The 24298-nt window shown below is 38.8% G+C and carries 23 protein-coding genes; all 23 read left to right on the top strand.

What is annotated here, in order from left to right:
• Positions 1–34: 34 nt before the first annotated feature.
• Entirely contained in the window at positions 35–2344 is a 2310-nt protein-coding gene (gene lon, locus ACGHIY_RS06320; RefSeq protein ID WP_004696511.1) for an endopeptidase La, read from the top strand.
• Positions 2344–3042 carry a ribosome biogenesis GTP-binding protein YihA/YsxC gene (yihA, locus tag ACGHIY_RS06315; protein ID WP_024062006.1) on the top strand — a complete coding sequence of 233 codons (699 nt, stop codon included), beginning with the start codon at positions 2344–2346 and terminating at the stop codon, positions 3040–3042. The genes lon and yihA overlap by 1 nt, the downstream gene beginning before the upstream one ends.
• Positions 3039–4010, top strand: a complete 972-nt coding sequence (locus ACGHIY_RS06310) for a polyprenyl synthetase family protein (protein ID WP_120055435.1) — start codon at positions 3039–3041, stop codon at positions 4008–4010. Before yihA ends, ACGHIY_RS06310 begins: the two co-directional genes overlap by 4 nt.
• A 1-nt stretch (position 4011) precedes the next feature.
• A complete protein-coding gene (gene tatC / locus ACGHIY_RS06305; protein WP_120055433.1) occupies positions 4012–4902 on the top strand; it encodes a twin-arginine translocase subunit TatC in 891 nt (296 codons plus the stop codon).
• A gap of 20 nt (positions 4903–4922) precedes the next feature.
• Positions 4923–7580: a valine--tRNA ligase gene (locus ACGHIY_RS06300; protein ID WP_008714302.1), complete on the top strand. Its 2658-nt coding sequence runs from the start codon at positions 4923–4925 to the stop codon at positions 7578–7580.
• Between the two features lie 12 nt (positions 7581–7592).
• On the top strand, positions 7593–8900 hold the full coding sequence (locus ACGHIY_RS06295; protein ID WP_390525375.1) for a bifunctional folylpolyglutamate synthase/dihydrofolate synthase: 1308 nt from the start codon (positions 7593–7595) through the stop codon (positions 8898–8900).
• Between the two features lie 9 nt (positions 8901–8909).
• The gene (locus tag ACGHIY_RS06290) at positions 8910–10148 is read left to right on the top strand and encodes an O-antigen ligase (protein WP_004696499.1); all 1239 of its coding nucleotides are present in this window, start codon (positions 8910–8912) and stop codon (positions 10146–10148) included.
• A 528-nt stretch (positions 10149–10676) separates the two neighbouring features.
• Positions 10677–12182, top strand: a complete 1506-nt coding sequence (locus ACGHIY_RS06285) for an acetyl-CoA hydrolase/transferase family protein (protein ID WP_004698680.1) — start codon at positions 10677–10679, stop codon at positions 12180–12182.
• A gap of 28 nt (positions 12183–12210) precedes the next feature.
• Positions 12211–13857 (top strand): methylmalonyl-CoA mutase, encoded by a 1647-nt coding sequence (locus ACGHIY_RS06280; protein ID WP_004696495.1) that lies wholly within the window; start codon positions 12211–12213, stop codon positions 13855–13857.
• A gap of 28 nt (positions 13858–13885) precedes the next feature.
• Positions 13886–14281 carry a cobalamin B12-binding domain-containing protein gene (locus ACGHIY_RS06275; protein WP_004696492.1) on the top strand — a complete coding sequence of 132 codons (396 nt, stop codon included), beginning with the start codon at positions 13886–13888 and terminating at the stop codon, positions 14279–14281.
• A 79-nt stretch (positions 14282–14360) separates the two neighbouring features.
• Positions 14361–15299: a methylmalonyl Co-A mutase-associated GTPase MeaB gene (gene meaB, locus ACGHIY_RS06270; protein ID WP_004696489.1), complete on the top strand. Its 939-nt coding sequence runs from the start codon at positions 14361–14363 to the stop codon at positions 15297–15299.
• Positions 15300–15350: 51 nt separating this feature from the next.
• On the top strand, positions 15351–15773 hold the full coding sequence (mce, locus tag ACGHIY_RS06265; protein ID WP_004696488.1) for a methylmalonyl-CoA epimerase: 423 nt from the start codon (positions 15351–15353) through the stop codon (positions 15771–15773).
• A 150-nt stretch (positions 15774–15923) separates the two neighbouring features.
• Positions 15924–17453: a methylmalonyl-CoA decarboxylase subunit alpha gene (gene mmdA, locus ACGHIY_RS06260; protein WP_390525374.1), complete on the top strand. Its 1530-nt coding sequence runs from the start codon at positions 15924–15926 to the stop codon at positions 17451–17453.
• 73 nt (positions 17454–17526) lie between these two features.
• The gene (locus tag ACGHIY_RS06255; RefSeq protein WP_195213103.1) at positions 17527–17871 is read left to right on the top strand and encodes an OadG family protein; all 345 of its coding nucleotides are present in this window, start codon (positions 17527–17529) and stop codon (positions 17869–17871) included.
• Positions 17872–17894: 23 nt separating this feature from the next.
• Positions 17895–18062, top strand: coding sequence for a hypothetical protein (locus ACGHIY_RS06250; RefSeq protein WP_004696483.1), 168 nt, complete (start codon positions 17895–17897; stop codon positions 18060–18062).
• 101 nt (positions 18063–18163) lie between these two features.
• Positions 18164–18553: a biotin/lipoyl-containing protein gene (locus ACGHIY_RS06245; RefSeq protein WP_004696481.1), complete on the top strand. Its 390-nt coding sequence runs from the start codon at positions 18164–18166 to the stop codon at positions 18551–18553.
• A gap of 70 nt (positions 18554–18623) precedes the next feature.
• The gene (locus tag ACGHIY_RS06240) at positions 18624–19745 is read left to right on the top strand and encodes a sodium ion-translocating decarboxylase subunit beta (protein WP_195213104.1); all 1122 of its coding nucleotides are present in this window, start codon (positions 18624–18626) and stop codon (positions 19743–19745) included.
• Between the two features lie 194 nt (positions 19746–19939).
• Entirely contained in the window at positions 19940–20197 is a 258-nt protein-coding gene (locus ACGHIY_RS06235; RefSeq protein WP_004696478.1) for a hypothetical protein, read from the top strand.
• Between the two features lie 38 nt (positions 20198–20235).
• Positions 20236–21537: an SLC13 family permease gene (locus ACGHIY_RS06230; protein ID WP_390525373.1), complete on the top strand. Its 1302-nt coding sequence runs from the start codon at positions 20236–20238 to the stop codon at positions 21535–21537.
• A gap of 241 nt (positions 21538–21778) precedes the next feature.
• Positions 21779–22042 (top strand): SemiSWEET family transporter, encoded by a 264-nt coding sequence (locus tag ACGHIY_RS06225; RefSeq protein ID WP_302942460.1) that lies wholly within the window; start codon positions 21779–21781, stop codon positions 22040–22042.
• A 490-nt stretch (positions 22043–22532) separates the two neighbouring features.
• Positions 22533–22697 carry a DUF362 domain-containing protein gene (locus ACGHIY_RS06220; protein ID WP_005386021.1) on the top strand — a complete coding sequence of 55 codons (165 nt, stop codon included), beginning with the start codon at positions 22533–22535 and terminating at the stop codon, positions 22695–22697.
• A 107-nt stretch (positions 22698–22804) separates the two neighbouring features.
• Positions 22805–23245: a signal peptidase II gene (gene lspA / locus ACGHIY_RS06215; protein WP_004696470.1), complete on the top strand. Its 441-nt coding sequence runs from the start codon at positions 22805–22807 to the stop codon at positions 23243–23245.
• Positions 23246–23331: 86 nt separating this feature from the next.
• The gene (locus tag ACGHIY_RS06210) at positions 23332–24255 is read left to right on the top strand and encodes an RluA family pseudouridine synthase (protein ID WP_390525372.1); all 924 of its coding nucleotides are present in this window, start codon (positions 23332–23334) and stop codon (positions 24253–24255) included.
• The last annotated feature ends 43 nt before the right edge of the window (positions 24256–24298 follow it).

The raw sequence follows: 24298 nt of genomic DNA, 5'->3' as shown, positions 1-24298 counted from the left end.
GTTTCTTTTCATAATATATATACCTGGAGGAAGTATGAATTTACTCGAAGTTGGGATCCCTACCGTACCTCTCAGAGGCATGGTAGTATACCCGAATATCGTGATTCACCTCGATATCGGTCGAGACAAATCCATTAAGGCGGTGGAAGCCGCAATGAATGAGGACCGCATTTTAGCCGTCGTAACTCAAAAAGATGATGCTGTAGATGCACCAACAGTTCATGATTTAGCCCAAATGGGTACATTAGTAAAAATTAAACAAATGTTGCGCTTACCAGGTGGTATAGTACGTGTTCTTGTAGAGGGCATCACTCGTATTCGTCTTATGAATATTACTAGCATGGACCCTTATTATATAGGAGACTATGAACGAGTGGCGTCTGAATTTGAAGACGATGTAGAGCTTGAAGCTTATCGTCGTTTGGTTCAAGCTAAATTTGGCGAATGGGCAGAAGAAGCTAAATCAGTTACTGATGAAGGTGTAACGCGCGTTATGGAATTACGCAATCCTTGTGAATTAGCTGACCAAGTTGCATTTCTATTGCCTATTAATAATTTGAAACGTCAAGAGTTACTTGAAGAATTATCTGTGGCTCGTCGTCTTAACATGATTGTAGGCATTTTAAATATGGAATTACAAATCTCTGATTTGGAAAATTCCATCAATAATCAAGTGCGTCAATCTATGGAAAAAGCGCAGAAGGAATATTTCTTGCGCGAAAAAATCCGCGTTATCCACGATGAGTTGGGGGATAAAGGGGATCCCGAGGAGGAGGCAGAAGAACTACGAGTTAAGTTAAAAGCACTTAACCTAAGTGAAGACGTACATACGCGTATTGATAAAGAAATTTCTCGTTACAGCCGCATGCCTCAATTGATGCCGGAAGCAACAATTTTGCGCAATTACCTAGATTGGGTATTGGCATTACCGTGGAACGAATTAACGGAAGATCGTTTAGATATTAAGGGCGCTCATGCTATGCTCGAGGCCGATCATTATGGCCTTGAAAAGGTTAAGAAACGCATTTTAGAATTTTTAGCGGTTCGTAAATTAACCGGTAAAAATAGTGGCTCTATTCTTTGTTTAGTAGGCCCACCAGGCGTTGGTAAAACCTCTTTGGCTACCTCTATTGCTAAAGCAATGAATCGTAAGTTTATCCGTGCATCCTTAGGTGGTGTTCGTGATGAAGCTGAAATTCGTGGACATCGACGTACTTATATTGGTGCTTTACCTGGTCGTATGATTCAGGGGTTAAAAAATGTAGGTACTAAGAATCCTGTATTTTTATTGGATGAAATTGATAAATTAGCATCTGATTATAAAGGTGATCCATCCTCAGCGTTATTAGAGGTATTGGATCCAGAACAAAATAGCACATTTAGTGATCACTTTATCGAAGTACCGTTCGACTTCTCTGAAGTTTTCTGGATTACTACGGCTAACGTAGCATCTAATATTCCTGGTCCATTGTTAGATCGTATGGAAATTATTGAGTTGTCCAGCTATATGGAAGAAGAAAAACTAGAAATTGCTAAGCGTTACTTAACACCTAAGCAAATTAAGAAAAATGGCCTTGAAGATTACAAGGTTAAATTATCTGATGCTGTGTTAAGAAAGGTAATTTCCGAATATACTCGCGAAGCAGGTGTTCGTACTTTAGAGAAAACAATTGCTAAGATTTGCCGTAAGATTGCTTTCAAAGTAGTTGAAGAAGGCGGAGACGCACCAAAAGTCACTACTAAGAATCTTCACGAATTCTTAGGCGCACCAATCTTTGTTGACCAAGAGCGAGAAAAGAAAGCACAAGTTGGCTATGTAAATGGATTAGCTTGGACATCTGTTGGTGGTGTAGTATTACCATGTGAAGCTACAACTATGAATGGTACCGGTAAATTGGCTTTAACTGGTAGTCTCGGCAAGGTTATGCAAGAGTCTGGTCAAGCGGCTATGAGTTATATTCGCCATAATGCAAAAGCTTTAAAGATTGAAGAAGATTTTTATAAAAAGCTTGATATTCACGTTCACTTGCCAGAAGGGGCAACCCCTAAAGATGGTCCTTCAGCAGGTATTACAATGACATTAGCTATGGTATCTATTTTGACTAACCGCAAGGTTCGTTCTGATATTGCCATGACTGGTGAAATCACATTGCGTGGCCGCGTATTACCAATAGGCGGCTTAAAAGAAAAATTATTAGCAGCCTTGTCTCATGGTATAAAAGAGGTATTGATTCCAAAAGGCAATGAAAAGGATATTGCAGAATTACCTGACATTGTGAAAGAAGGCCTCATCATTACGCCAGTTAAGACAATGGATGAAGTATTAGCAAAGGCACTTGTGTAATGCAAAAGAAGAAAAAATCCACTAAACCAATGGGCCCAAAACCACAATATACACGAAAAGAACCAAAGGGGCCTCGTATTATAGCTGCAAAATATAATACTTCCTGTGTAAAGGCGGATCAATATCCTGAAGGGGATACCGTAGAAATCGCTTTCCTTGGACGCTCTAATGTGGGCAAGTCTTCGTTGATTAATTCTTTATGTAACTATCGTGGGTTAGCCCTCGTTAGTGGTCAGCCAGGTAAGACTAAGACGATAAACTACTTTGATATTGAATCAAAAGAGGATATTTCTGAAACCGAGGAACGCAGATATAACTGGTTTCTCGTTGACCTTCCTGGTTATGGTTTTGCAAAGACAAATAAAGGAAACCGCAATCTGTGGTCTTCCTTTATTGCCGATTATATTTTACATTCTGAACGATTGATGTTGTTGTGTTTACTTATCGATGGTCGCCATCCTGAAATGGCCATTGATAAGGTGGCCTTTGATTGGCTCGTCGAAGCCGGTGTTCCGTTACAAATTGTAGTGACCAAGGCCGATAAATTGACGGCTAAAGAAAAGTCTGCAAACTTGTCTATTATTAAAGAGCTATATCCAACGGCTACCCCGCCGATTTTGTACAGCTCTTTAAAGCATACTGGACGTGAGCTTTTACAACAACGAATCAATAAAATTTTGGTAGGAGATGAAGCATGAGTCAAACGAACGAATTAGAGATTATGGAACGCATTGCTCTAGATTTAGAGCGTGTCGAAGAGTCTCTTGCATCATCTTTTAATACCGGTGCAGAGGACTTCAATGCACTGATTCGACCGTTATCAGCAGCAGGTGGTAAGCGTTTGCGCGCTCAATTGTGTTTATTGATTGCTAATGCAGGTACATCTATAGAGCGTCAACGCATTAAAATTGCTGAGGCTGTTGAAATGCTTCATTTAGCAACACTTATCCATGACGATGTTTTAGATCAAGCTGAAATTCGCCGTGGGGAGGATACAATTCACATGCATAAAGGCAATAAGGTAGCTATCCTTAGTGGTGATTATTTATTTGCCAAAGCATTTAAAATCGTATCTGAAATGACGAATATGAAGTATCTTCAAGTATTCTCTCATATTATTACATGCCTCGTAGAAGGTGAGTTCATGCAAATGGAAGATGTATATCGCATCGATCAAGGCATAGAGCGTTATATGACAAAGACGCAAAAGAAAACAGCAGACTTCATGGAAGGCTGTATGGAGCTTGGTGGTCTCTTAGGAGGTTGGCAAGAGGATGAAATCATAGAGTTGAAAAAATATGGTCATGCATTAGGCATGGCATTCCAAATTACAGACGATATTATGGATTATCGTGAAACAGCGGAAACAACGGGAAAGCCTGTAGGGAATGATCTTCGAGAGGGACTATTGACGTATCCGTTATTAAGCATCGTTAACGATGGTAATAAAGATAAATTGCTTGAAGATATTAAAGGCTTAAATTATGGTGGTAATGAGCAAGACATTATTGATTATGTTATTGCTCAAGGTGGAATTGATAATACATTAGCTGTAGCTGATAAATATTGTAAAGATGCTCTAGCGGCACTCGCTGCAGTGCGTGATTTCCCAGGGAAGGAATTCCTTGTGATGGCTGTAGAAAATCTGGCTGATAGAAAGGTATAATATGGAACCATTCGAACCAAAATCGGATTTCGAATATCCCCTGCAAAAACCTTCTTTTGATAGTGTAGTTCGTCAAAAACGGCGTGAAGCAGAACAAAAGTTTGAGCAAGAACGATATAAGGTGGCAACTCAACACATTCCTGAGGATGTGGAAGATGAACCAGTTTATACGGCTATAGAGCAGAAGATGATGGATGAAGCAAGGGAATTGTCTCTTGTAGGACATCTTTCAGAGCTGCGAAAACGATTGATTATAATAGCTGTAGCAGTTATTGTGGGAACTTGTATTTCTTATTATTATGTAGACTTATTATTGGAAATACTCCTAAAACCGGCTGGCAAGCTTTATTATATGAGACCTACTGAAGCATTTTTTACATATATGAAGGTGTCTGTTGTAGGTGGCCTAGTCATAGCCGCTCCCATTATATTGCATCAGATTTGGCTATTTGTTAAGCCTGCACTAACTGTGCGAGAAAAGCAGCTATCTAACTGGATCTTACCAGTAGCAATTGGTCTATTCGGGATAGGTATTGTATTTTCTTATTTTCTCGTATTGCCTGCAGCGGTGAAGTTCTTTATGGGCTTTGCTACAGATGAATTACAACCGATGTTTTCTATTGGTCAGTATATGGATTTTGTATTATCCTTTGTACTGCCCTTTGGATTTATCTTTGAGTTGCCGTTGATCTTAATTATTTTGGGATATTTCAACTTAATCACATCACGCTTTTTAAAAACGAAGCGAAAGATATTTATTCTTATATCCTTTATCATAGGTGCTGTCATTTCACCTACACCGGATATGTTCTCGCAAACGATGATTGCATTACCTATGATATTGCTATATGAAACAAGCCTATTTGTATTGGCTAAAATTATGAAGCGCTAAGGAGTCTTTTAGGAGGAACGATGAAAACCTACGAAAATTTAACCACATATAATCCTGGTGAAATAGAAGGCAAATGGTATTCTTATTGGGAAAATCAAGGATACTTTCACGAAGAAGTAGACACGAATAAAGAGCCATTTAGTATCGTATTACCACCTCCTAATGTAACTGGTATGTTGCATATGGGGCATGCCCTTGATAACACATTACAAGACATCCTCATCCGTTTCAAACGCATGCAAGGCTACAATGTATTGTGGATGCCAGGTACAGACCACGCTGGTATTGCTACACAAATCAAAGTAGAAGAGATGCTTGCTAAAGAAGAAGGAAAATCTCGCTATGATTTGGGCCGTGAAAAATTCGTAGAGCGCGTGTGGGAATGGAAAAAAGAATATGGTGATACTATTGTAAAACAAATCCGTAGCCTTGGCGCATCCTGTGATTGGAACCGTGAGCGATTTACTTTGGATGAAGGGTATTACCATGCAGTGCGCGAAGTATTTGTAAGCCTTTATGAAAAAGGTTTGATCTATCGCGGTGAACGCATCATCAACTGGTGTCCTCGTTGTGCCACTGCGTTATCTGATGTTGAAGTTGAGCATGAAGACGAACATGGCCATTTATGGCATATTAAATATCCTGTAAAAGGTGAAGATAATCGTTTTGTTGTTGTTGCTACAACTCGTCCAGAAACAATGTTTGGTGACGTAGCAGTAGCAGTAAATCCTGATGATGATCGTTATAAAGATCTCATTGGTAAAACATTGATCTTGCCATTTGTTAATCGAGAAATTCCTGTAATTGCCGATGACTATGTAGATGCTAGCTTCGGTACAGGCTGTGTAAAAATTACACCTGCTCATGACCCTAATGACTTTGAAATGGGCCAACGTCATAATTTGGAATCCATCGTTGTTATGAACAATGATGCAACAATGAATGAAGGTGCTGGCAAATTTAATGGCTTACCTCGTGAAGAAGCGCGTAAACAAGTATTAGCAGAACTTAAAGAATTAGGCCTACTTGAAAAAATTGATGATCATGACCATGCAGTAGGTCATTGCTCCCGTTGTAATACAATCATCGAACCAATGGTATCTAAACAATGGTTCGTAGATATGAAACCATTGGCAGAGCCAGCTCTTAAGGTTGTTAAAGACCACGAAGTAGAGTTCGTTCCTGAACGTTTTACAAAAACATATGTGAATTGGCTTGAAAATATCCGTGATTGGACTATTTCTCGTCAATTGTGGTGGGGCCATCGTATTCCTGCATGGTATTGTGATGACTGTGGTGAAACGATCGTTAGCCGTGAAGATATTACAGAATGTCCTCATTGCCACGGTCATGTTACACAAGATCCAGATGTTCTTGATACATGGTTTAGCTCTGGTTTATGGCCATTTGCTACAATGGGTTGGCCTAAGCAAACTCCAGAACTTAAACAATGGTATCCAACAAGTGTGCTTGTAACTGGTTACGATATCATCTTCTTCTGGGTTGCTCGTATGATCTTTATGGCTCTTGAGTTTGAACATGAAATTCCATTTAAACATGTATTTATTCATGGTCTTGTTCGCGATAGCCAGGGCCGTAAAATGAGTAAATCTTTGGGCAATGGTATTAATCCGCTTGAAGTTATCGACCAATATGGTGCTGATGCATTGCGCTTTACTCTTGTAACTGGCAACACACCTGGTAACGATATGCGTTTCTATATGGAACGTGTTGAGGCTAACCGTAACTTTGCCAATAAGATTTGGAATGCATCAAAATTTGTATTGATGAACCTTACAAATTATGATGAAAGTTTCGTTCCAACAGCAGATGATTTGACATTAGCAGACCAATGGATTGTTCAAAAATACAATGAAACAGTACAAAGCGTAACATCTAATCTCGATAAATTCGAACTTGGTGAAGCGGCAAGTTCCGTATATGATTTCATTTGGAATACGTACTGCGATTGGTACATTGAATTAGCGAAACCTCGTTTGTATAGTGAAAGCAACGAACGTGATCGTCGTACAGTTCAATATTTACTTGTAACAATCTTACGTCATATGCTCGAATTATTACATCCATTCATGCCGTTCGTAACTGAACATATTTGGCAACATTTGCCACACGAAGGGGACAGCATCGTTGTTACTAAATGGCCTGGAGCATTGAAATTCGATAATCTTGAAGGGGCAGCACGTCAAATGGAAGTTATGATGGATGCTATCAAAGGTATTCGTAACATGCGTGCTGAAATGAATGTGCCTTTAGGTAAAAAAGCTGAGGTTATCGTAGCGCCAACAGATGAAGCATTAGCTAAAACTGTAGCAGAACATAGTGACTACTTCGTAACATTGGCTTGGGCTGAGAAAGTAACAATTCTTAGTATCGATGATCCAAAACCAGAAAATGCGACTGTAACCGTTGTCAATGGTATGGAAGTATATCTCTTACTTAAAGACTTGATTGACGGTGAAAAAGAAAGAGAGCGTATTGCAAAGGAAAAAATCCAAATGGAAAAAGAAATTTCTCGTTTGGAAGGTAAATTGTCTAACCAAGGCTTCTTAGCAAAAGCTCCTGAAGCTGTAGTAGCAAAAGAAAAAGAAAAGTTAGAAGAATATAAACAAAAACAACAAGCGTTATTGGAACGTGAAGCGTTCCTTGAAACCTTATAATAGGAGGTTTATATGACATATCAGGAGGCCTTAGCCTATTTGGAGCAGGCATCTTCATTTGGTATTAAACCTGGTCTTGAACGAATTACGGCTCTTATGGATGTGTTAGGGAATCCACAAGAAGATTATAAAATTGTTCATGTTACAGGTACAAATGGTAAGGGCTCGGTTACCTCATATATTTCCTACGCACTGTTTACAAGTGGATTACGGGTGGGGCGATTTACATCGCCTCACCTTCAATCCTATACGGAGCGTATTCAAATTAATGATGGAAATATAACAGAGGAAGCCTTTGGAAAATTAATTAGTCGCGTAAAGGTTGCCGTAGATACTATTATTAACAATAGAATAGAAGCGCCAACACAATTTGAAATATTAACAGCTGCCGCATTTTTATTCTTTAAGGAGCAAGGTGTCGACTATGCTGTAGTAGAAGTTGGTTTAGGTGGCTTACTAGATTCTACTAATATCGTGACTCCAAAAGTATCTGTTATTACTAATGTAACAATAGATCATCAAGCATATTGTGGTGATACTGTCGAGGAAATTGCACGCCATAAAGCGGGGATTATTAAACCTAAGGTGCCTGTAGTGACAGCTGCACAAGATACACCTCTTAATATCATTGAGGACGTAGCTAAAAAACGACATGCCAAGCTTTATGTTTTTAATAAAGATTTTGGTATTGATAGCCGCAGCGCTGTAACGGGTGGTCAAATGATTACGATTAGTTCTAACGATGCTGCACCTGCTATGTTGTTTACGACGATGGCTGGCATTCACCAATCTGTAAATCTCGCTTGTGCATTGATGGCCGTACGTTTATTGATGAAAGAGGATACGAACATCAGTGAAGAAACGATGCGTGAAGGATTTGCCCGCACTACGTGGGCGGGGCGCTTTGAAGTTAAACGAGGCTTAGATCGTACCTTTATATTTGACGGTGCTCACAATGCGGCAGGGGCTGAGTCTTTTGCCATGACGTACAATGAATTATTTAAGGACACACCGAAAACGGTGGTAATGGCTATCCTTAAAGATAAAGATCAAGAGGCTATTATTCGTGAAGTAATTAAATCTGGCGACACAGTCCTCGCTGTACCTGCACCAACAGATAGAACAGAGGTACCTGAAAACTTGGTTGAAGTGATTCGTCGTACTGTACCTAAGGTGACGGCTCAAACTGCAGAATCTGTTGAGGCTGCATTAGCATTGGCTTATAAACATACAAAGACTGGTGATATCATTGCTGTATGTGGTTCTTTATATATTCTAGGAGATGCTCGTCAGTGGTTTTTCCATGAGATGAGCCATTGAGGTGAGAATATGGAACTCTCACTCATTCCTAATCAGAAACGACTTACCTTTTATATTGAACGATTAATCTATGGTGTTGTCATTGCGATGCCACTTCAGCCAATGGTGGGAGATGTACTTCTCTGGTTGGCTATAGGTCTAGCATTATATGATTTGATTTCTAGTAAATCATTGAGTTTGCCGACAGGTTATTTATCTTGGACTGTTATGATCTTTGTTATCTGGACAGGTATATCGTCGTTAATGTCCCCAAACTGGGATTGGTCTATTCAGAGCTGGTTCTACCAAATTGTAGCGGGTGGGGGCATGTACTATTTAGTTCGTACCTATATCCGAACACCTAAACAGTGGAACTATTTTCTTCGTGCCTTTTTAGGTACAGCCGTTCTTGTATGCATTATTGGGGCCTATCAGTATATATTTGTTCCTAATATACATATAAAAGAATGGGTAGATGCAGCACAATTCCCTAAATTGATGCGTCGAATGGCGTCTACATTGCAAAATCCTAACTTGTTAGGGGCTTATCTATTGATGGTACTAAGTGTATGTATTAGCTATATTCTTGTTTATATGAAAGAGAATCGTACTCGTGAAGTTGTTACAATGCTGATTATTGGTGTTGTATTATTTTTAACGATGTTATTAACCTATTCGCGTGGTATTTGGATTAGTTTTGCGGCCATGATTCTGTATTGGGCTATTTTCGTAGAACGAAGACTATTCTTATCCTTGTTAGTGGTACCGTTAATTCTATACTTCTATGAAGGGGAAGTTGCTTCGCGACTTTGGTCTATATTCCAAGGTCATGATACGTCATCAGATCTTCGCTGGGCTCTATGGGATAGCACAATGTATATCGTACGAGAAAATCCAATCTTTGGTATTGGGTGGAATACATTCTACTTAGTTTATCCAGAGTATAACTATTACATTCAAGGTCCTAATGTGTTGATGTATCATGCCCATAATTTATATTTAAATATATTGGCTGAAACAGGTATTCCTGGCTTGCTATCATTCCTAGCAGTTATCGTCGGTCATGTTATTACATCTGTTCGTTTGAAAGGGGATATGTTCCGACAAGCTGCACAGATAGGTATAGGCGCTTTAGCTATCGGAGTTCTTTTTAGTGGATTGTCTGATTTTGAGCTCTATAGCCATCAAGTTACTATTGTTTTTTGGCAACTCCTTGGTTGGGTTGGGGCCTTTGTGAAAGTACAACTTTCCACAAAGGCCCATATGTAAAAGGTATATTTTGTATAATTAGTAAGTTTTATGGTAGCGATACAATTTCATAGTATGGTATAATTTATACATACCTTAGTAGGGTAAGCTTAAGTATATTTAACCGGTTTTCTAATGTTAGAATAATTGAACATTATTGCTTGCATTTGAAAACCGGTTTTTTGTATATCTATATTTTTATAGGAGGTGTAGCGGTCAGTTTCTGTATATATTATATTTTTTTTATTATATTGATAAGATTCTATATGTTGTATTGGGATAGTTCGATATACATAAAAAAACAACAATATATACTATTAAATTGATAATTCCTGTGAGTTATATCGGTGTGAATAAAACTTATGTAAAAATGTAAAAACCCATGCGTTTTAGTCATAATGCACGGGTAGAGTGTGATAAAAAATACATTTTAGTCATATAAGTTGACAATACATTGGATGTGGACTACGATGAAGTCGGTTTAAGGAACGTATTAGACCAAAGAGATTCAATTGTCGTTTAACAATGTTACTCTTAAAGGAGATGGTTATGGTGATAGACATCAAAGACCGCGTAAAAAATGTGGACCTGCAAGGTAAAATTGTCACTGCTTATGATGCAGCCCAGTTGATTAACCCTAATGATAAAGTTGGTATTTCCGGCTTTACACCATCGGGTTATGCAAAGGCAGTACCATTGGCATTGGCAGAAAGAATGGAAAAAGAACCATTCAAAATTGATTTGTGGACAGGTGCTTCCGTAGGTGATGAAGCTGATGGTGCGTTAACTCGTGCTAACGGTATCAATCGTCGTTTCCCATATCAAACAAATGGGGATACACGTAAAGCCTTAAATAGCGGTGCTGTTAAATACATCGATATGCATTTAAGCACAATGGCACAAAATGTTCGATATGGCTTCTTTGGTGATTTAGATGTAGCGATTATCGAAGCTGCACAAATTAACGAAGACGGCTCCATTGTTCCAACTACATCTGTTGGGAACTCTCCAACATTTGTTAGCCAAGCTAAAAAGGTTATCGTAGAAGTAAACGTATCTCAACCACTTTCCTTGGTAGGTATGCATGATATCTATGAACCACTCGATCCACCACATCGTAAACCAATTCCATTGGAAACACCTGGTGATCGTATTGGTACTGAAGCAATTCCTTGTGACCCAAGTAAAATTGTTGCAGTAGTACCTTGTGATGTTCCTGATACAACAAGACCTTTAGCGCCTATTGATGATGATGCAAAGGCAATGAGTCAACACCTTATTAAATTCTTCGAACAAGAAATTGCAGAAGGGCGTTTGCCTAAAAACTTGCTTCCATTGCAATCTGGTGTAGGTTCCGTTGCAAATGCGGTAATCAGTGGTCTTGCTAAAGGGCCATTCACAGATTTATCTATTTATACAGAAGTAATCCAAGACGGTATGTTTGACTTGATCGATGCTGGTAAAGTAACTGTATGTTCTGGTACTGCATTGAGTCCTTCTCCAGATGGGTTGAAACGTTTCTATGCGAATATTGATGAATATCGTAAAAAAATTATTCTTCGTCCGCAAGAAATTTCCAATAACCCTGGTATTGCCCGTCGTATTGGTGTCATTGCCATGAATACCGCTATCGAATTTGATATTTTTGGCAATGTAAACTCTACTCATATTATGGGTAGCAAAATGATGAATGGTGTTGGTGGCTCTGGTGATTTTGCACGTAGTGCATATCTCACTATCTTCTGTACTAACTCCGTTGCTAAAAATGGCGACATCAGTTCTATCGTTCCATATGTATCCCATGTGGATCATCCAGAACATGACACTATGATTTTCTGTACAGAACAAGGTGTTGCTGACTGTCGTGGTTTGAGCCCAGTGGAAAGAGCTCGTTTGATTATTGAAAAATGTGCTCACCCAGACTACAAACCTATGTTAACTGAATACCTAGAAAAAGCATTAGCTGCAACAAAGAATGCCCATACACCAATGTTGCTTGATGAAGCTCTTTCTTGGCATAAACGCTTCACAGAAACTGGAAGCATGAAAAAATAACCTGTTTTTTTAGGAGGATGATGAAAACATGGCTTACGAAAACTTAAAAGCCCAAATTGCTGAGTACAACAAACTTTGTGACGAAAAATGCGCAAAAACTCCAGAACGTCAAAACTTAAAATACAACCGTGTGTATACACCAGTTGATATTGAAGGCTTTGATTATGAACGCGATTTGGGAATGCCTGGCGAATTCCCTTATACTCGTGGCGTACAACCTACTATGTACCGTGGTCGTTTCTGGACAATGCGTATGTATGCAGGCTTCGCTACAGCTGAAGAATCTAACAAACGTTACCGCTACCTAATCGAATCTGGTGCAACAGGTCTTTCCTGTGCGTTCGACTTGCCAACTCAAATCGGTTATGACTCTGATGATGTTATGGCTGAAGGCGAAGTTGGTAAAGTAGGTGTAGCGATTGACTCTTTGGCAGATATGGAAATCTTGTTCGATGGCATCGACCTTGGCAAAGTATCCACTTCCATGACAATCAACGCTCCAGCATCCGTTTTGTTGGCAATGTATATCGCAGTAGCTGAAAAACAAGGTGTACCTTCCACAGAATTGAAAGGTACTATTCAAAATGATATTTTGAAAGAATATGCAGCTCGTGGTACTTACATTTTCCCTCCAAAACCATCTATGCGTTTGATCACTAATATCTTCGAATATTGTTCTCAATACGTTCCAAAATGGAATACAATTTCTATTTCCGGTTACCACATCCGTGAAGCAGGTTCCACAGCAGCACAAGAAATCGCATTTACAATTGCTGATGGTATCGCATACGTAGAAGCAGCTTTGAAAGCTGGTCTTGATGTTGATACATTTGCTGGTCGTCTTTCCTTCTTCTGGAATGCTCATAATAATGTACTTGAAGAAGTTGCTAAATTCCGCGCATCTCGTCGCTTATGGGCAACAATCATGAAAGAACGTTTTGGTGCTAAAAAACCAAAATCCATGATGCTTCGTGTACATACTCAAACAGCTGGTTCCATGTTGACTGCGCAACAAGTTGATAACAACATCGTTCGTGTTGCTCTTCAAACTGCAGCAGCTGTAATGGGCGGTACTCAATCTTTACATACAAACTCTCGTGACGAAGCTTTGGCTCTTCCTACAGAAGCATCTGTACAAGTAGCTCTTCGTACTCAACAAATCGTGGCTTACGAATCTGGTTTGGCTGACGTAGTTGACCCATTGGGCGGTTCCTACTATGTTGAAGCTATGACTAACGCTATCTATGACGAAGCTATGGCATACATCAAGAAAATTGATGAAATGGGCGGCGCTGTAGTAGCAATCGAAAAAGGCTACATCCAAAAAGAAATTCAAGAATCCGCTTACAAATGGCAAATGGAAGTTGAATCTGGCTTGCGCACAATCGTTGGCGTAAACAAATTCCAAGTTGAAGAAGAAGCTCCAAAAGACTTGCTTCGCGTAGACGCTTCCGTAGGTGCTAACCAATCTAAGAAAACTCAAGCAGTTCGTGCTAACCGCGATCAAGCCGCAGTTGATAAAGCCTTAGCTGATTTGAAAGCTGGCGCAGCTGACGAATCTGTTAACTTGATGCCATTAATTCTTGCAGCAGTTAAAACATATGCTACTTTGGGTGAAATTTGTAATGTATTGCGCGAAGTATTCGGTGAATACGAAGCTCATTCCACATTATAATATCGGCTGATTTCGGAGGTAATATATCATGGCAGAAAAACGTATTAGAGTAATTGTAGCAAAACCAGGTCTTGATGGTCATGACCGTGGTGCAAAAGTAGTAGCACGCGCACTTCGCGATGCTGGTTTCGAAGTAATCTATACTGGTCTTCGTCAAACACCAGAACAAATTGTTGAAGCAGCGCTTTCTGAAGACGTTAATGTAGTTGCATTATCTCTTCTTTCTGGTGCTCATAATACATTGTTCCCTAAAATTGTTGAACTTTTGAAAGAAAAAGGCATGGGGGATGTTCTTGTAATCGGTGGTGGCGTTATTCCTGACGCTGATATCCCTGGCTTGAAAAAAGCTGGCGTAGCGGCAGTATTCACACCTGGCACACCAACTAGCGATATCGTTAACTTTATTAAAGAAAACGTAAAATAATTGCTTGGGGCAAAGAGGGGTGCAACTTGAATAGTTGGCTCCCCTCTATTCCCATATTCGAAGATAGGTGGTGAGGCGAATGGATTTAGTTAAAGGCCTTTTTGAAGGTTCTAGACTAGCCTTAGCACGGTCCATAACAGCTGTAGAAAACGAGTATGATAATGCCATCGATATTATGAAGGCAATTTACCCTAAAACGGGGAACGCACGTATTCTCGGTATTACAGGGGCCCCTGGTGCTGGTAAAAGTACTTTGACCGATAAGGTAGTTAAACATTATTTAGATCAAGGTAAAAAAATCGGCATCGTTGCCATCGACCCAACTAGCCCATTCTCTGGAGGTGCTATCTTGGGGGACCGTATTCGAATGAATGATTTAACATTAAATGAAAATGTATTCATTCGAAGCATGGGCACGCGTGGTAGTCTTGGTGGATTATCTAAAAAGACTGCAGACGTTGTAAAACTCATGGATGCCTTTGGCATGGATTTAGTAATTATTGAAACTGTAGGCGTAGGTCAATCTGAAGTAGATATTGTAAAAAATGCTGATACTACATTGGTTGTACTGGTTCCTGGTCTCGGTGATGATATCCAAGCTATCAAGGCGGGTATTCTTGAAATTGGCGATGTATTTGCTATCAACAAAGCTGACCGAGATGGTTGCGATCGTTTGAATGTAGAAATTGAAATGATGCTTGACCTAGATTCTCGTGAAGTAAAATGGCGCCCACCAATTAAGCGCACAATTGCTAGTAAAGACCAAGGCGTAGATGAGCTTATCGACGCTTTAGATGAACATTTTGAGTATCTTGAAGATTCTGGTGAATTGGAATCTCGTCGGGCAGAACGTACTCGTGATGAAATCATCGCAATGATTAATGAACAAATTGGTCGTTATGTAGCTGATAAAATTGTTACAAGCGACGAATTTAATAGCCAAGTGGCAGCTGTTAATGAACGCGAAAGCGATCCATATACAGTTGTTAATGGCGTAATGACAAGCGTGCTAAAGTAGACGGCGACTACGTAGCATTAGAGATTTAGCCTTGAAAAGGAGATAATCAAAATGGCTTTTAAAGTATTACAAGTGGATCACATCGGTATTGGTGTTAATGATTTAGCAGCAACTAAAGAATTTTATAAAAATGCATTAGGCATTGAACATCTTCCTGAAGACGAAATCGTAGAAGAACAAAAGGTAAAAGTATCCTTCTTCCCTTGTGGTGATGCTGAACTTGAATTCTTAGAAACTACAACTCCAGATGGCCCTATCGGTAAATTTATCGAAAAAAATGGCGGTCGTGATGGTATCCAACACGTTGCATTGCGCGTTGATAATATTGAAAATGCTATTGCTGATTTGATGGCTAAAGGCGTTCGTATGATTGACGAAAAACCTCGTTATGGTGCAGGCGGTTCCTCAATTGCTTTCTTACATCCAAAAGCAACTGGTGGTGTATTGCTTGAATTATGTCAACGTATGAAATAATACAGTATCCAATTCACATAATTATATATGAGTTGTAGATATACATATACATATAATTCTACGTTATATATTAAATATGTATGCTTCTTGAACTTTATTCATTTATGAAATAAAATGATACTGTAACAAGTTTTATTTGGAGGTGCTATAATGGCAACAGTGCAGGAAAAAATTGAGTTATTGCACGAAAAACTAGCTAAAGTTAAAGCTGGTGGCGGCGAAAAACGCATTGAGAAACAACATGCTCAAGGTAAAATGACTGCTCGCGAACGCTTGGCTAAATTGTTCGATGATAATTCCTTCGTTGAACTTGATCAATTCGTTAAACATCGTTGTGTTAACTTCGGTCAAGAAAAGAAAGAATTACCAGGCGAAGGTGTAGTAACAGGTTATGGTACTATCGACGGTCGTTTAGTATATGCATTCGCACAAGATTTCACTGTAGAAGGTGGTTCTCTTGGTGAAATGCATGCTGCTAAAATCGTTAAAGTACAACGTTTAGCAATGAAAATGGGGGCTCCTATTGTTGGTATCAACGATTCCGGCGGTGCTCGTATTCAAGAAGCAGTAGATGCCCTTGCTGGTTACGGTAAAATTTTCTTTGAAAATACAAATGCATCTGGTGTTATTCCACAAATTTCCGTAATCATGGGCCCATGTGCGGGCGGTGCTGTATATTCTCCAGCATTGACTGACTTCATCTACATGGTTAAAAATACTTCTCAAATGTTCATCACTGGTCCTGCAGTAATCAAATCTGTAACTGGTGAAGAAGTAACCGCTGAAGATCTTGGTGGTGCAATGGCTCACAACTCCGTGTCTGGTGTTGCTCACTTTGCAGCTGAAAATGAAGATGATTGTATCGCTCAAATTCGTTACTTATTAGGCTTCTTGCCATCCAACAATATGGAAGATGCTCCATTGGTAGATACTGGTGACGATCCAACTCGTGAGGATGAAAGCTTGAATAGCTTGTTGCCAGATAACAGTAACATGCCTTACGACATGAAAGATGTTATCGCAGCTACTGTAGATAATGGCGAATACTATGAAGTACAACCATTCTATGCTACTAATATCATTACTTGCTTCGCTCGTTTTGATGGTCAATCCGTTGGTATCATTGCTAACCAACCAAAAGTAATGGCTGGTTGCTTGGACATTAACGCTTCTGACAAATCTTCCCGTTTCATCCGTTTCTGTGATGCTTTCAATATTCCAATCGTTAACTTCGTTGACGTTCCTGGTTTCTTGCCTGGCACAAATCAAGAATGGGGCGGTATCATTCGTCATGGTGCTAAAATGTTATATGCTTACTCTGAAGCTACAGTACCAAAAATTACTGTTATCACTCGTAAAGCATATGGCGGTTCCTACCTCGCTATGTGTTCCCAAGATTTAGGCGCAGACCAAGTATATGCTTGGCCTACATCCGAAATCGCTGTAATGGGTCCTGCTGGTGCAGCTAATATTATCTTCAAGAAAGACGAAGATAAAGATGCTAAAACAGCTAAATATGTAGAAGAGTTTGCGACTCCTTACAAAGCTGCAGAACGTGGCTTCGTAGATGTTGTAATCGAACCTAAACAAACTCGTCCAGCAGTTATCAACGCTTTGGCAATGCTTGCAAGTAAACGCGAAAACCGTGCTCCAAAGAAACATGGTAATATTCCATTATAATTCGATTCGGTAAACATATCATCGAATTTGGGAGATACCTTTCTTTACTACTTTTTTAGAAAGGGGAATGATTATGGAAGGACAAGCAGTTACTACCAATCCGTTACTCATAATGGCAATCAATATGTCTATTGTGTTCTTTGTTTTGATTGCTTTAGGTATTCTTATGAAGATTGTTTATTTAATCGATCCTACTAAGAAGAAAAAAGAAGCTCCTAAAACTGACACAACTGTTGCAGCTCCAGCAACTCCTGTGGCTGCACCAAGTGCATCTGCTCAAAATGAGGATGAAGTAGTAGCAGCTATCGTAGGTGCCATTGTGGCGATGGGGTACTCATCTGAACAAATTGCATCTATCCGACCTACAGCAACCAGTGCTAAATGGCGCTTGGAAGGTCGCTTAAGCGGTAGAGGTTAAAATAATTTTAGGAGGCATTTGTAATGAGCAATGCTACAACAACTAACGGTAAAGCTCCATCTCAAGATGTAGTAGCAGTAATCGTTGGTGCATTAGCGGCAATGGGTTATTCCGCTGATCAAATCGCGCATATCCGTCCAATCGTAAGCTACAATTGGAAAATGGAAGGCCGTTTGCGTGGTAATCGATAAGATAATTGGCTAATTTGATAATCCATGGGATTATTCAATTTATATGTGTAAAAATATTTATAAGTTTTGTGTAGAAATTACACATTTTGGAGGAATTTAAGATGAAAAAATTCAACGTTACAGTAAATGGTACAGCATATGATGTAGAAGTTAATGAAGTGAAAGCAGCGGCTCCTGCAGCAGCTCCTAAAGCGGCTCCAGCAGCAGCTCCAGCTCCTAAAGCAGCTCCTGCACCAGCACCAGCTCCAGCTGCAGCAGCTGCTCCAGTTCCAGCAGGTGCTGAAACTGTAAAAGCTCCAATGCCTGGTAAAATCTTATCTGTAGCAGTATCTGCTGGTCAAGCAGTTAAAAAAGGCGAAACTTTGTTGATTCTTGAAGCTATGAAAATGCAAAATGAAATTGCAGCTCCACATGATGCTGTAGTTTCCGAAGTTCGCGTATCTGCTAACCAAACTGTATCCACTGGCGACGACATGGTTGTTCTTGGTTAATACCAAGTTTTGTATGGCGCGGCGGTGCCGCGTCATATAACAATTTTATATTTGTGAAAGGGGAACGCATATGGAGGCTTTTGCTGTTGCGATACAATCCGTTCTTAACGATAGCGGGTTCCTCGCATTTGAACCAGGTAATGCTATTATGATTCTTGTAGGTTTGATCCTATTATACTTAGCATTTGCCAAAGAGTTTGAACCATTATTGTTGGGTCCGATTGCGTTTGGTTGTTTACTTGCTAATATTCCTCGTAACGGTTTTGAAGAAGGCGTTATGGCTCTTATTAGTGCAGGTATTTCCCAAGAAATCTTCCCACCTTTAATTTTCCTTGGTGTAGGTGCGATGACTGACTTCGGTCCACTCATTGCCAATCCTAAAACATTGCTTTTAGGGGCTGCTGCTCAGATCGGCGTATTCGTTGCACTTGGTGGTGCAATGACTTTGGGCTTTACAGTTCAAGAAGCGGCTGCTATTGGTATCATCGGTGGTGCTGATGGTCCTACATCTATCTACTTAGCTGCTAAGCTAGCTCCTCATCTATTAGGTGCTATCGCGGTTGCCGCATATTCCTATATGTCCTTGGTACCGTTGATTCAACCACCTGTAATGAAATTATTTACTACTCAAAAAGAACGTGAAATCGTAATGGAGCAATTGCGCGAAGTTACACGTTTTGAAAAAATCGTGTTCCCAATCGTTGCAACGATCTTCATTTCCTTATTGCTTCCTTCCATTACATCCTTGTTAGGTATGTTGATGTTAGGTAACTTATTCCGTGAATCTGGCGTAACTGATCGTTTGTCCGATACTTCTCAAAATGCGTTGATCAATACTGTTACTATTTTCTTAGCAACTGGTACTGGTTTGACAATGAGTGCGGAACACTTCTTAAGCTATCAAACAATCCTAATTATTGGTTTAGGTTTGGTTGCGTTTATCGGTGGTACTGCTGGTGGCGTATTATTCGGTAAATTGATGAGCTTATTTGATGGTGGTAAAACAAATCCACTTATTGGTTCTGCTGGTGTATCCGCGGTTCCAATGGCAGCTCGCGTATCTCAAGTAGTAGGTGCGAAAGCTAACCCAGCTAACTTCTTGCTCATGCATGCTATGGGTCCTAACGTAGCTGGCGTTATTGGTACAGCAGTAGCAGCAGGTACAATGCTTGCTATGTTGTCCAGTCACTAATAATTAAATAATTATTCACCCAGGTGTACCTAAATAGGTACACCTATTGGTGAATCAAAAAGCCCTTGGTCATTATGTAATCATACATAAAAAGGGAATATTTGCAATAAATGCTTTTCAGATCGGTCATTAGGTGATTAGCAAGATTTCACAGAATAACCTTCTAGTGCTTTTAATATAGTAGAGGTGGTCACTTGTTATCAATTGAATTAAAAATACTGATTTGTTTTGTTTGGGCATTTATTGTTTTTTTTATTACTGCACTGATTATCGGTGCTGAAGGCAAAGCTAAATGGTTTCAGCAGAGAACTAAATATTCTTGGTTTAACCGCCGTGGTTTTCTTGGTGAAACTTTATTATTTGGGTATCCTAAAACAAGAGAGGGATATGGGATTACTTTTATAATGGCTTCTGCCATTGGTATCGTAGGTTATATTTTATATCTCTTATAATTATGTCAGTGCATTTCTCTGAAGGGAGATGATGATGTATGGGTACTGCAGAACAAACCTTAATCGTCCTTGCAGTCATGGCTGTTTTATTCGTTACGGAAATTATTCCTCTAGCTATTACTTCTTTAGGCGGCGCAATTACATTAGGCCTTATGGGTATTATTACTCCTAAGGTTGTATTCTCTGGTTTATCTGATAGTACAGTTGTGTTGTTTGCTGGCATGTTCGTTGTTGGCGCTGCATTATTCTACACTGGTTTGGCTCAAAAAATTGGGGAAACCGTAGTATCTCATGCAGGCACTAGCGAAAATGGATTAATGCTTGCGATTATGCTTGTAACAGCTATCATGTCCGCATTCTTATCTAATACTGGTACAACAGCTGCTTTACTTCCTGTAGTTGTTGGTATCTGTGCTGTTGCTAAGATTCCTGCATCTCGCCAGTTGATGCCGTTAGCATTCGCTGCAGGCATTGGTGGTATCATTACAATGGTTGGTACACCACCTAATATCATTGTAAGTGGTACATTATCTAAATTTGGTATTGAACCATTTGGTTTCTTCGAGTTTGCTTGGATTGGCATTCCTTTGACTATCGCTACTATCGTATTTATGATGCTCATTGGTAAACATTTATTACCTAAACATGAAATTACTGATGCCGGTGATGTAGAACAAGAAGTAGCTGCTGAAGATATTTCTAACGATCCTAAGAAACAATTGTTCTCCGGACTTATTCTTTTAGGTGTAATCCTTGCCATGATTTTAGGCGAACCATTGAAAGAACACTTTGGTATTAACTTGCCATTGAGCATGGTTGCAGTTATCGGCGCAATGCTTTGCGTATTAACTGGTTGCTTGAACGAAAAACAAGCTTATACATCCATTGACTGGGTAACAATCTTCTTATTCGCTGGTATGATGCCAGTAGCAACTGCACTTGATCAATCTGGTGCTGGTAAAATGATTGCCGATGCAGTAATCGGCGTTATGGGCGCTGATCCTAGCCCTTACTTTGCTACAGCCGTATTGTTTATTTTATCTTGTGTTATGACACAATTTATGTCTAATACTGCATCTTGTGCATTATTGGCTCCTATTGGTATCTCCATTGCTCAAGGTATGGGCGCTGACCCTCATGCTGTATTGATGGCTATCGGCGTTGCTGCATCTTGTGCATTCGGTACACCTGTAGGTACTCCTCCAAATACATTAGTACTTGGTCCTGGTCAATACAAATTTACTGACTATGTAAAAGCTGGCGTTCCATTGGTTTTAGTTTGCTTCGTAGTAAGCTTAATTATCATTCCAATGGTATGGCCATTCTTCCCTGGTAAATAATAGGGAATAGGTTACTCTACTATACAAGCACACACGAGGTCGAATCGTAAGATTCGGCCTCGTTTTTTATGATTTTAGTCTATATGATTTTAATATAGATTACATATAAGTGTAATCAAAAGCAATATGAATTAAACTAATTTGCATGATTAATTTTACACAATTGACTACATCGAAAAAAAATATGATATAGTATATTGTGTAAGATATAATAATGTAATGTTGAATAAGGAGGTCATCTATGACAAAAGAAAGATTTAATATGTTAGTTGGTTCTATTGCTGCATTTATTGGTGTATTTGTATTTTTAGCCTATATCCCACAAATAATTGCTAATCTTCATGGTCAACCTAGTCAACCATGGCAACCATTATTTGCAGCAGTATCCTGTTTGATCTGGGTATTATATGGTTGGACAAAATCACCTAAACGTGATTATATTTTAATCGTACCAAACCTTGCAGGCGTTATTTTAGGTACACTAACATTCTTAACATCTATCTAAGTGCTATAAGAAAAAAATAGTATTATTGTTATATAGTGAATAATAGTAAAGATATTACTTTACTTTATAAATATAAATGAGGTCGAATCGTATGATTCGGCCTTTTTTAGAGTGAAGTTTATATGTTAGATTAAAATATAGATAAGCGTTAAATCTGTTGTAATAAAAAAATAGTTTTTATGATAATAAATATTGATAATTAAATTCCTATTATAATGATTAGGATTTTATAAAATTGATAATTACAACATTCTCATTTGTTGAATATCATATTCAATTAATTAAATGAAAAGTAATATCAAAATACCTATAAACATAGGCTTTGTATGATAAAAATGAAAAAGTAATATGCAAAAATATATACAGTTTTTTATCATTTTCATTTGACTTTCAAAAAGAACTGTGTGATAATGAGAACATAAGTTGAGGCAAGTGCCTTTCTAAATGATAATAAAAAGTTCTGATCTATATTTTTATGGAGGTCCTAATTATGAGAGTTATTGCTGATGGTTGCATTAAATGTGGTTCTTGCGCATCTGTTTGCCCAGTTTCTGCTATTTCTGAAGGCGAAACTAAATATGAAATCAACGATACTTGCATCGATTGCGGTTCTTGCGAATCCGTTTGCCCAGTATCTGTAATTTCCGCTGAGTAATCACAAATTAAACGGCCCCTCATTGAGGGGCTTTTTATTTTGCCTAAATTTGCTTAACTTAGTATAATAGGACTATTAAGACTTATATTATAGTAAGGGAGTTAATCTTGTTTTATACAGTACTTATCATTTGGTTATTATTGGACCAATTAACTAAATATTATGTAATGAATCATTTTTTGTTAGGTGAATCTTTACCTGTTATTCCTAATGTATTTCATCTTACCTATATTATTAATCGCGGTGCAGCCTTTGGCATGTTAGCGAATCAACGATGGTTTTTCTTACTAGTAGCTTTTGTTCTATTAGCTGTTTGTGCTTTTTATTGGAAGCGATTAGCTAAGGGCCATTGGACTTTGCAAATCGGATCCGCCTTATTAGTCGCAGGTGCAATTGGTAATGGCATTGACCGATACATGATTCATGGGGTAGTGGACTTTTTTGATTTTCGTGTATGGCCTATTTTTAATGTGGCAGATATTGGTATTTGTATAGGTGTAGCTTTTGTTGTATTTTATTTGTTTTCATTGAAAGAGGACCATGAATAGCTTTCATTATTAGGGCCCTTTATAGATTATTGACTTAATTCGTCAATAAATATATATCTTATACTTGACTCAAAGAGGAATAGAGGATGAATGAATATATTGTAAGTGCTGAGCAAGAAGGCATGAGACTAGATATATTTTTAACTGAACAGATGGAAGGATCTCGTAGCTATATTCAAAGTTTAATTAAAGGTGGTCATGTTACAGTAGGTGATAAAGTAGGAAAGGCTAATCTTCGGCTTACACCTGATACTGTAATTCATGTAGAAATCCCAGAGCCTGAATCGATTGAGGTTAAACCTGAGGATATCCCTTTAGATTATTTATACGAAGATCACGATATTGTTATTGTTAATAAACCTCGTGGCATGGTGGTGCACCCTGCAGTAGGAAATTATTCTGGAACCCTTGTAAATGCTCTATTATTCCATTGTAAGGACCTATCAGGCATTAATGGTGAAATTAGGCCAGGTATTGTGCATCGCTTAGATAAAGATACGTCTGGCGTTATGATGGTGGCAAAAAATGATGCAGCGCATATTGGTTTAGCAGAACAAGTAAAAGCACATTCTGCAAGACGTACGTACTGGGCGCTAGTACAAGGCAATATTGTAGAAGAAAAGGGGACTATAAAGGCGCCTATTGGACGCCATCCTAAGGACCGTATGAAAATGGCTGTTGTCTTTGAAAACAGTAAAGATGCAGTAACACATTTTAAAGTATTGGAGCGTTATGGTCATCAAACATTGGTTGAATGTAATTTGGAGACTGGCAGAACCCATCAAATTCGTATTCACTTTGCTCATATTGGACATCCTGTTGTTAATGACCCATTTTATGGATATAGACGTATGGATTTTCCTATAGAAGGGCAAGCATTACATTCTAAATCGTTAGATGTTAAACACCCTATTACAGGTGAAGAAATGCACTTTGAAGCACCGGTACCAGCTGATTTTGAGGCGTGCTTAGAATTTGCTAAGACCTACCGTGAAGATAAACGAAAATAGTCTAAATGTTTACATTGATTGTTTAAGTACTTATTTTTACTAC

The sequence above is a fragment of the Veillonella parvula genome, from assembly GCF_042850485.1.
In the GTDB taxonomy this organism is placed as follows: Bacteria; Bacillota; Negativicutes; order Veillonellales; family Veillonellaceae; genus Veillonella; species Veillonella parvula_Q.
The sequence above is the reverse complement of the archived record's forward strand: the minus strand, read 5'-3'. Positions and strand labels throughout refer to the sequence as shown.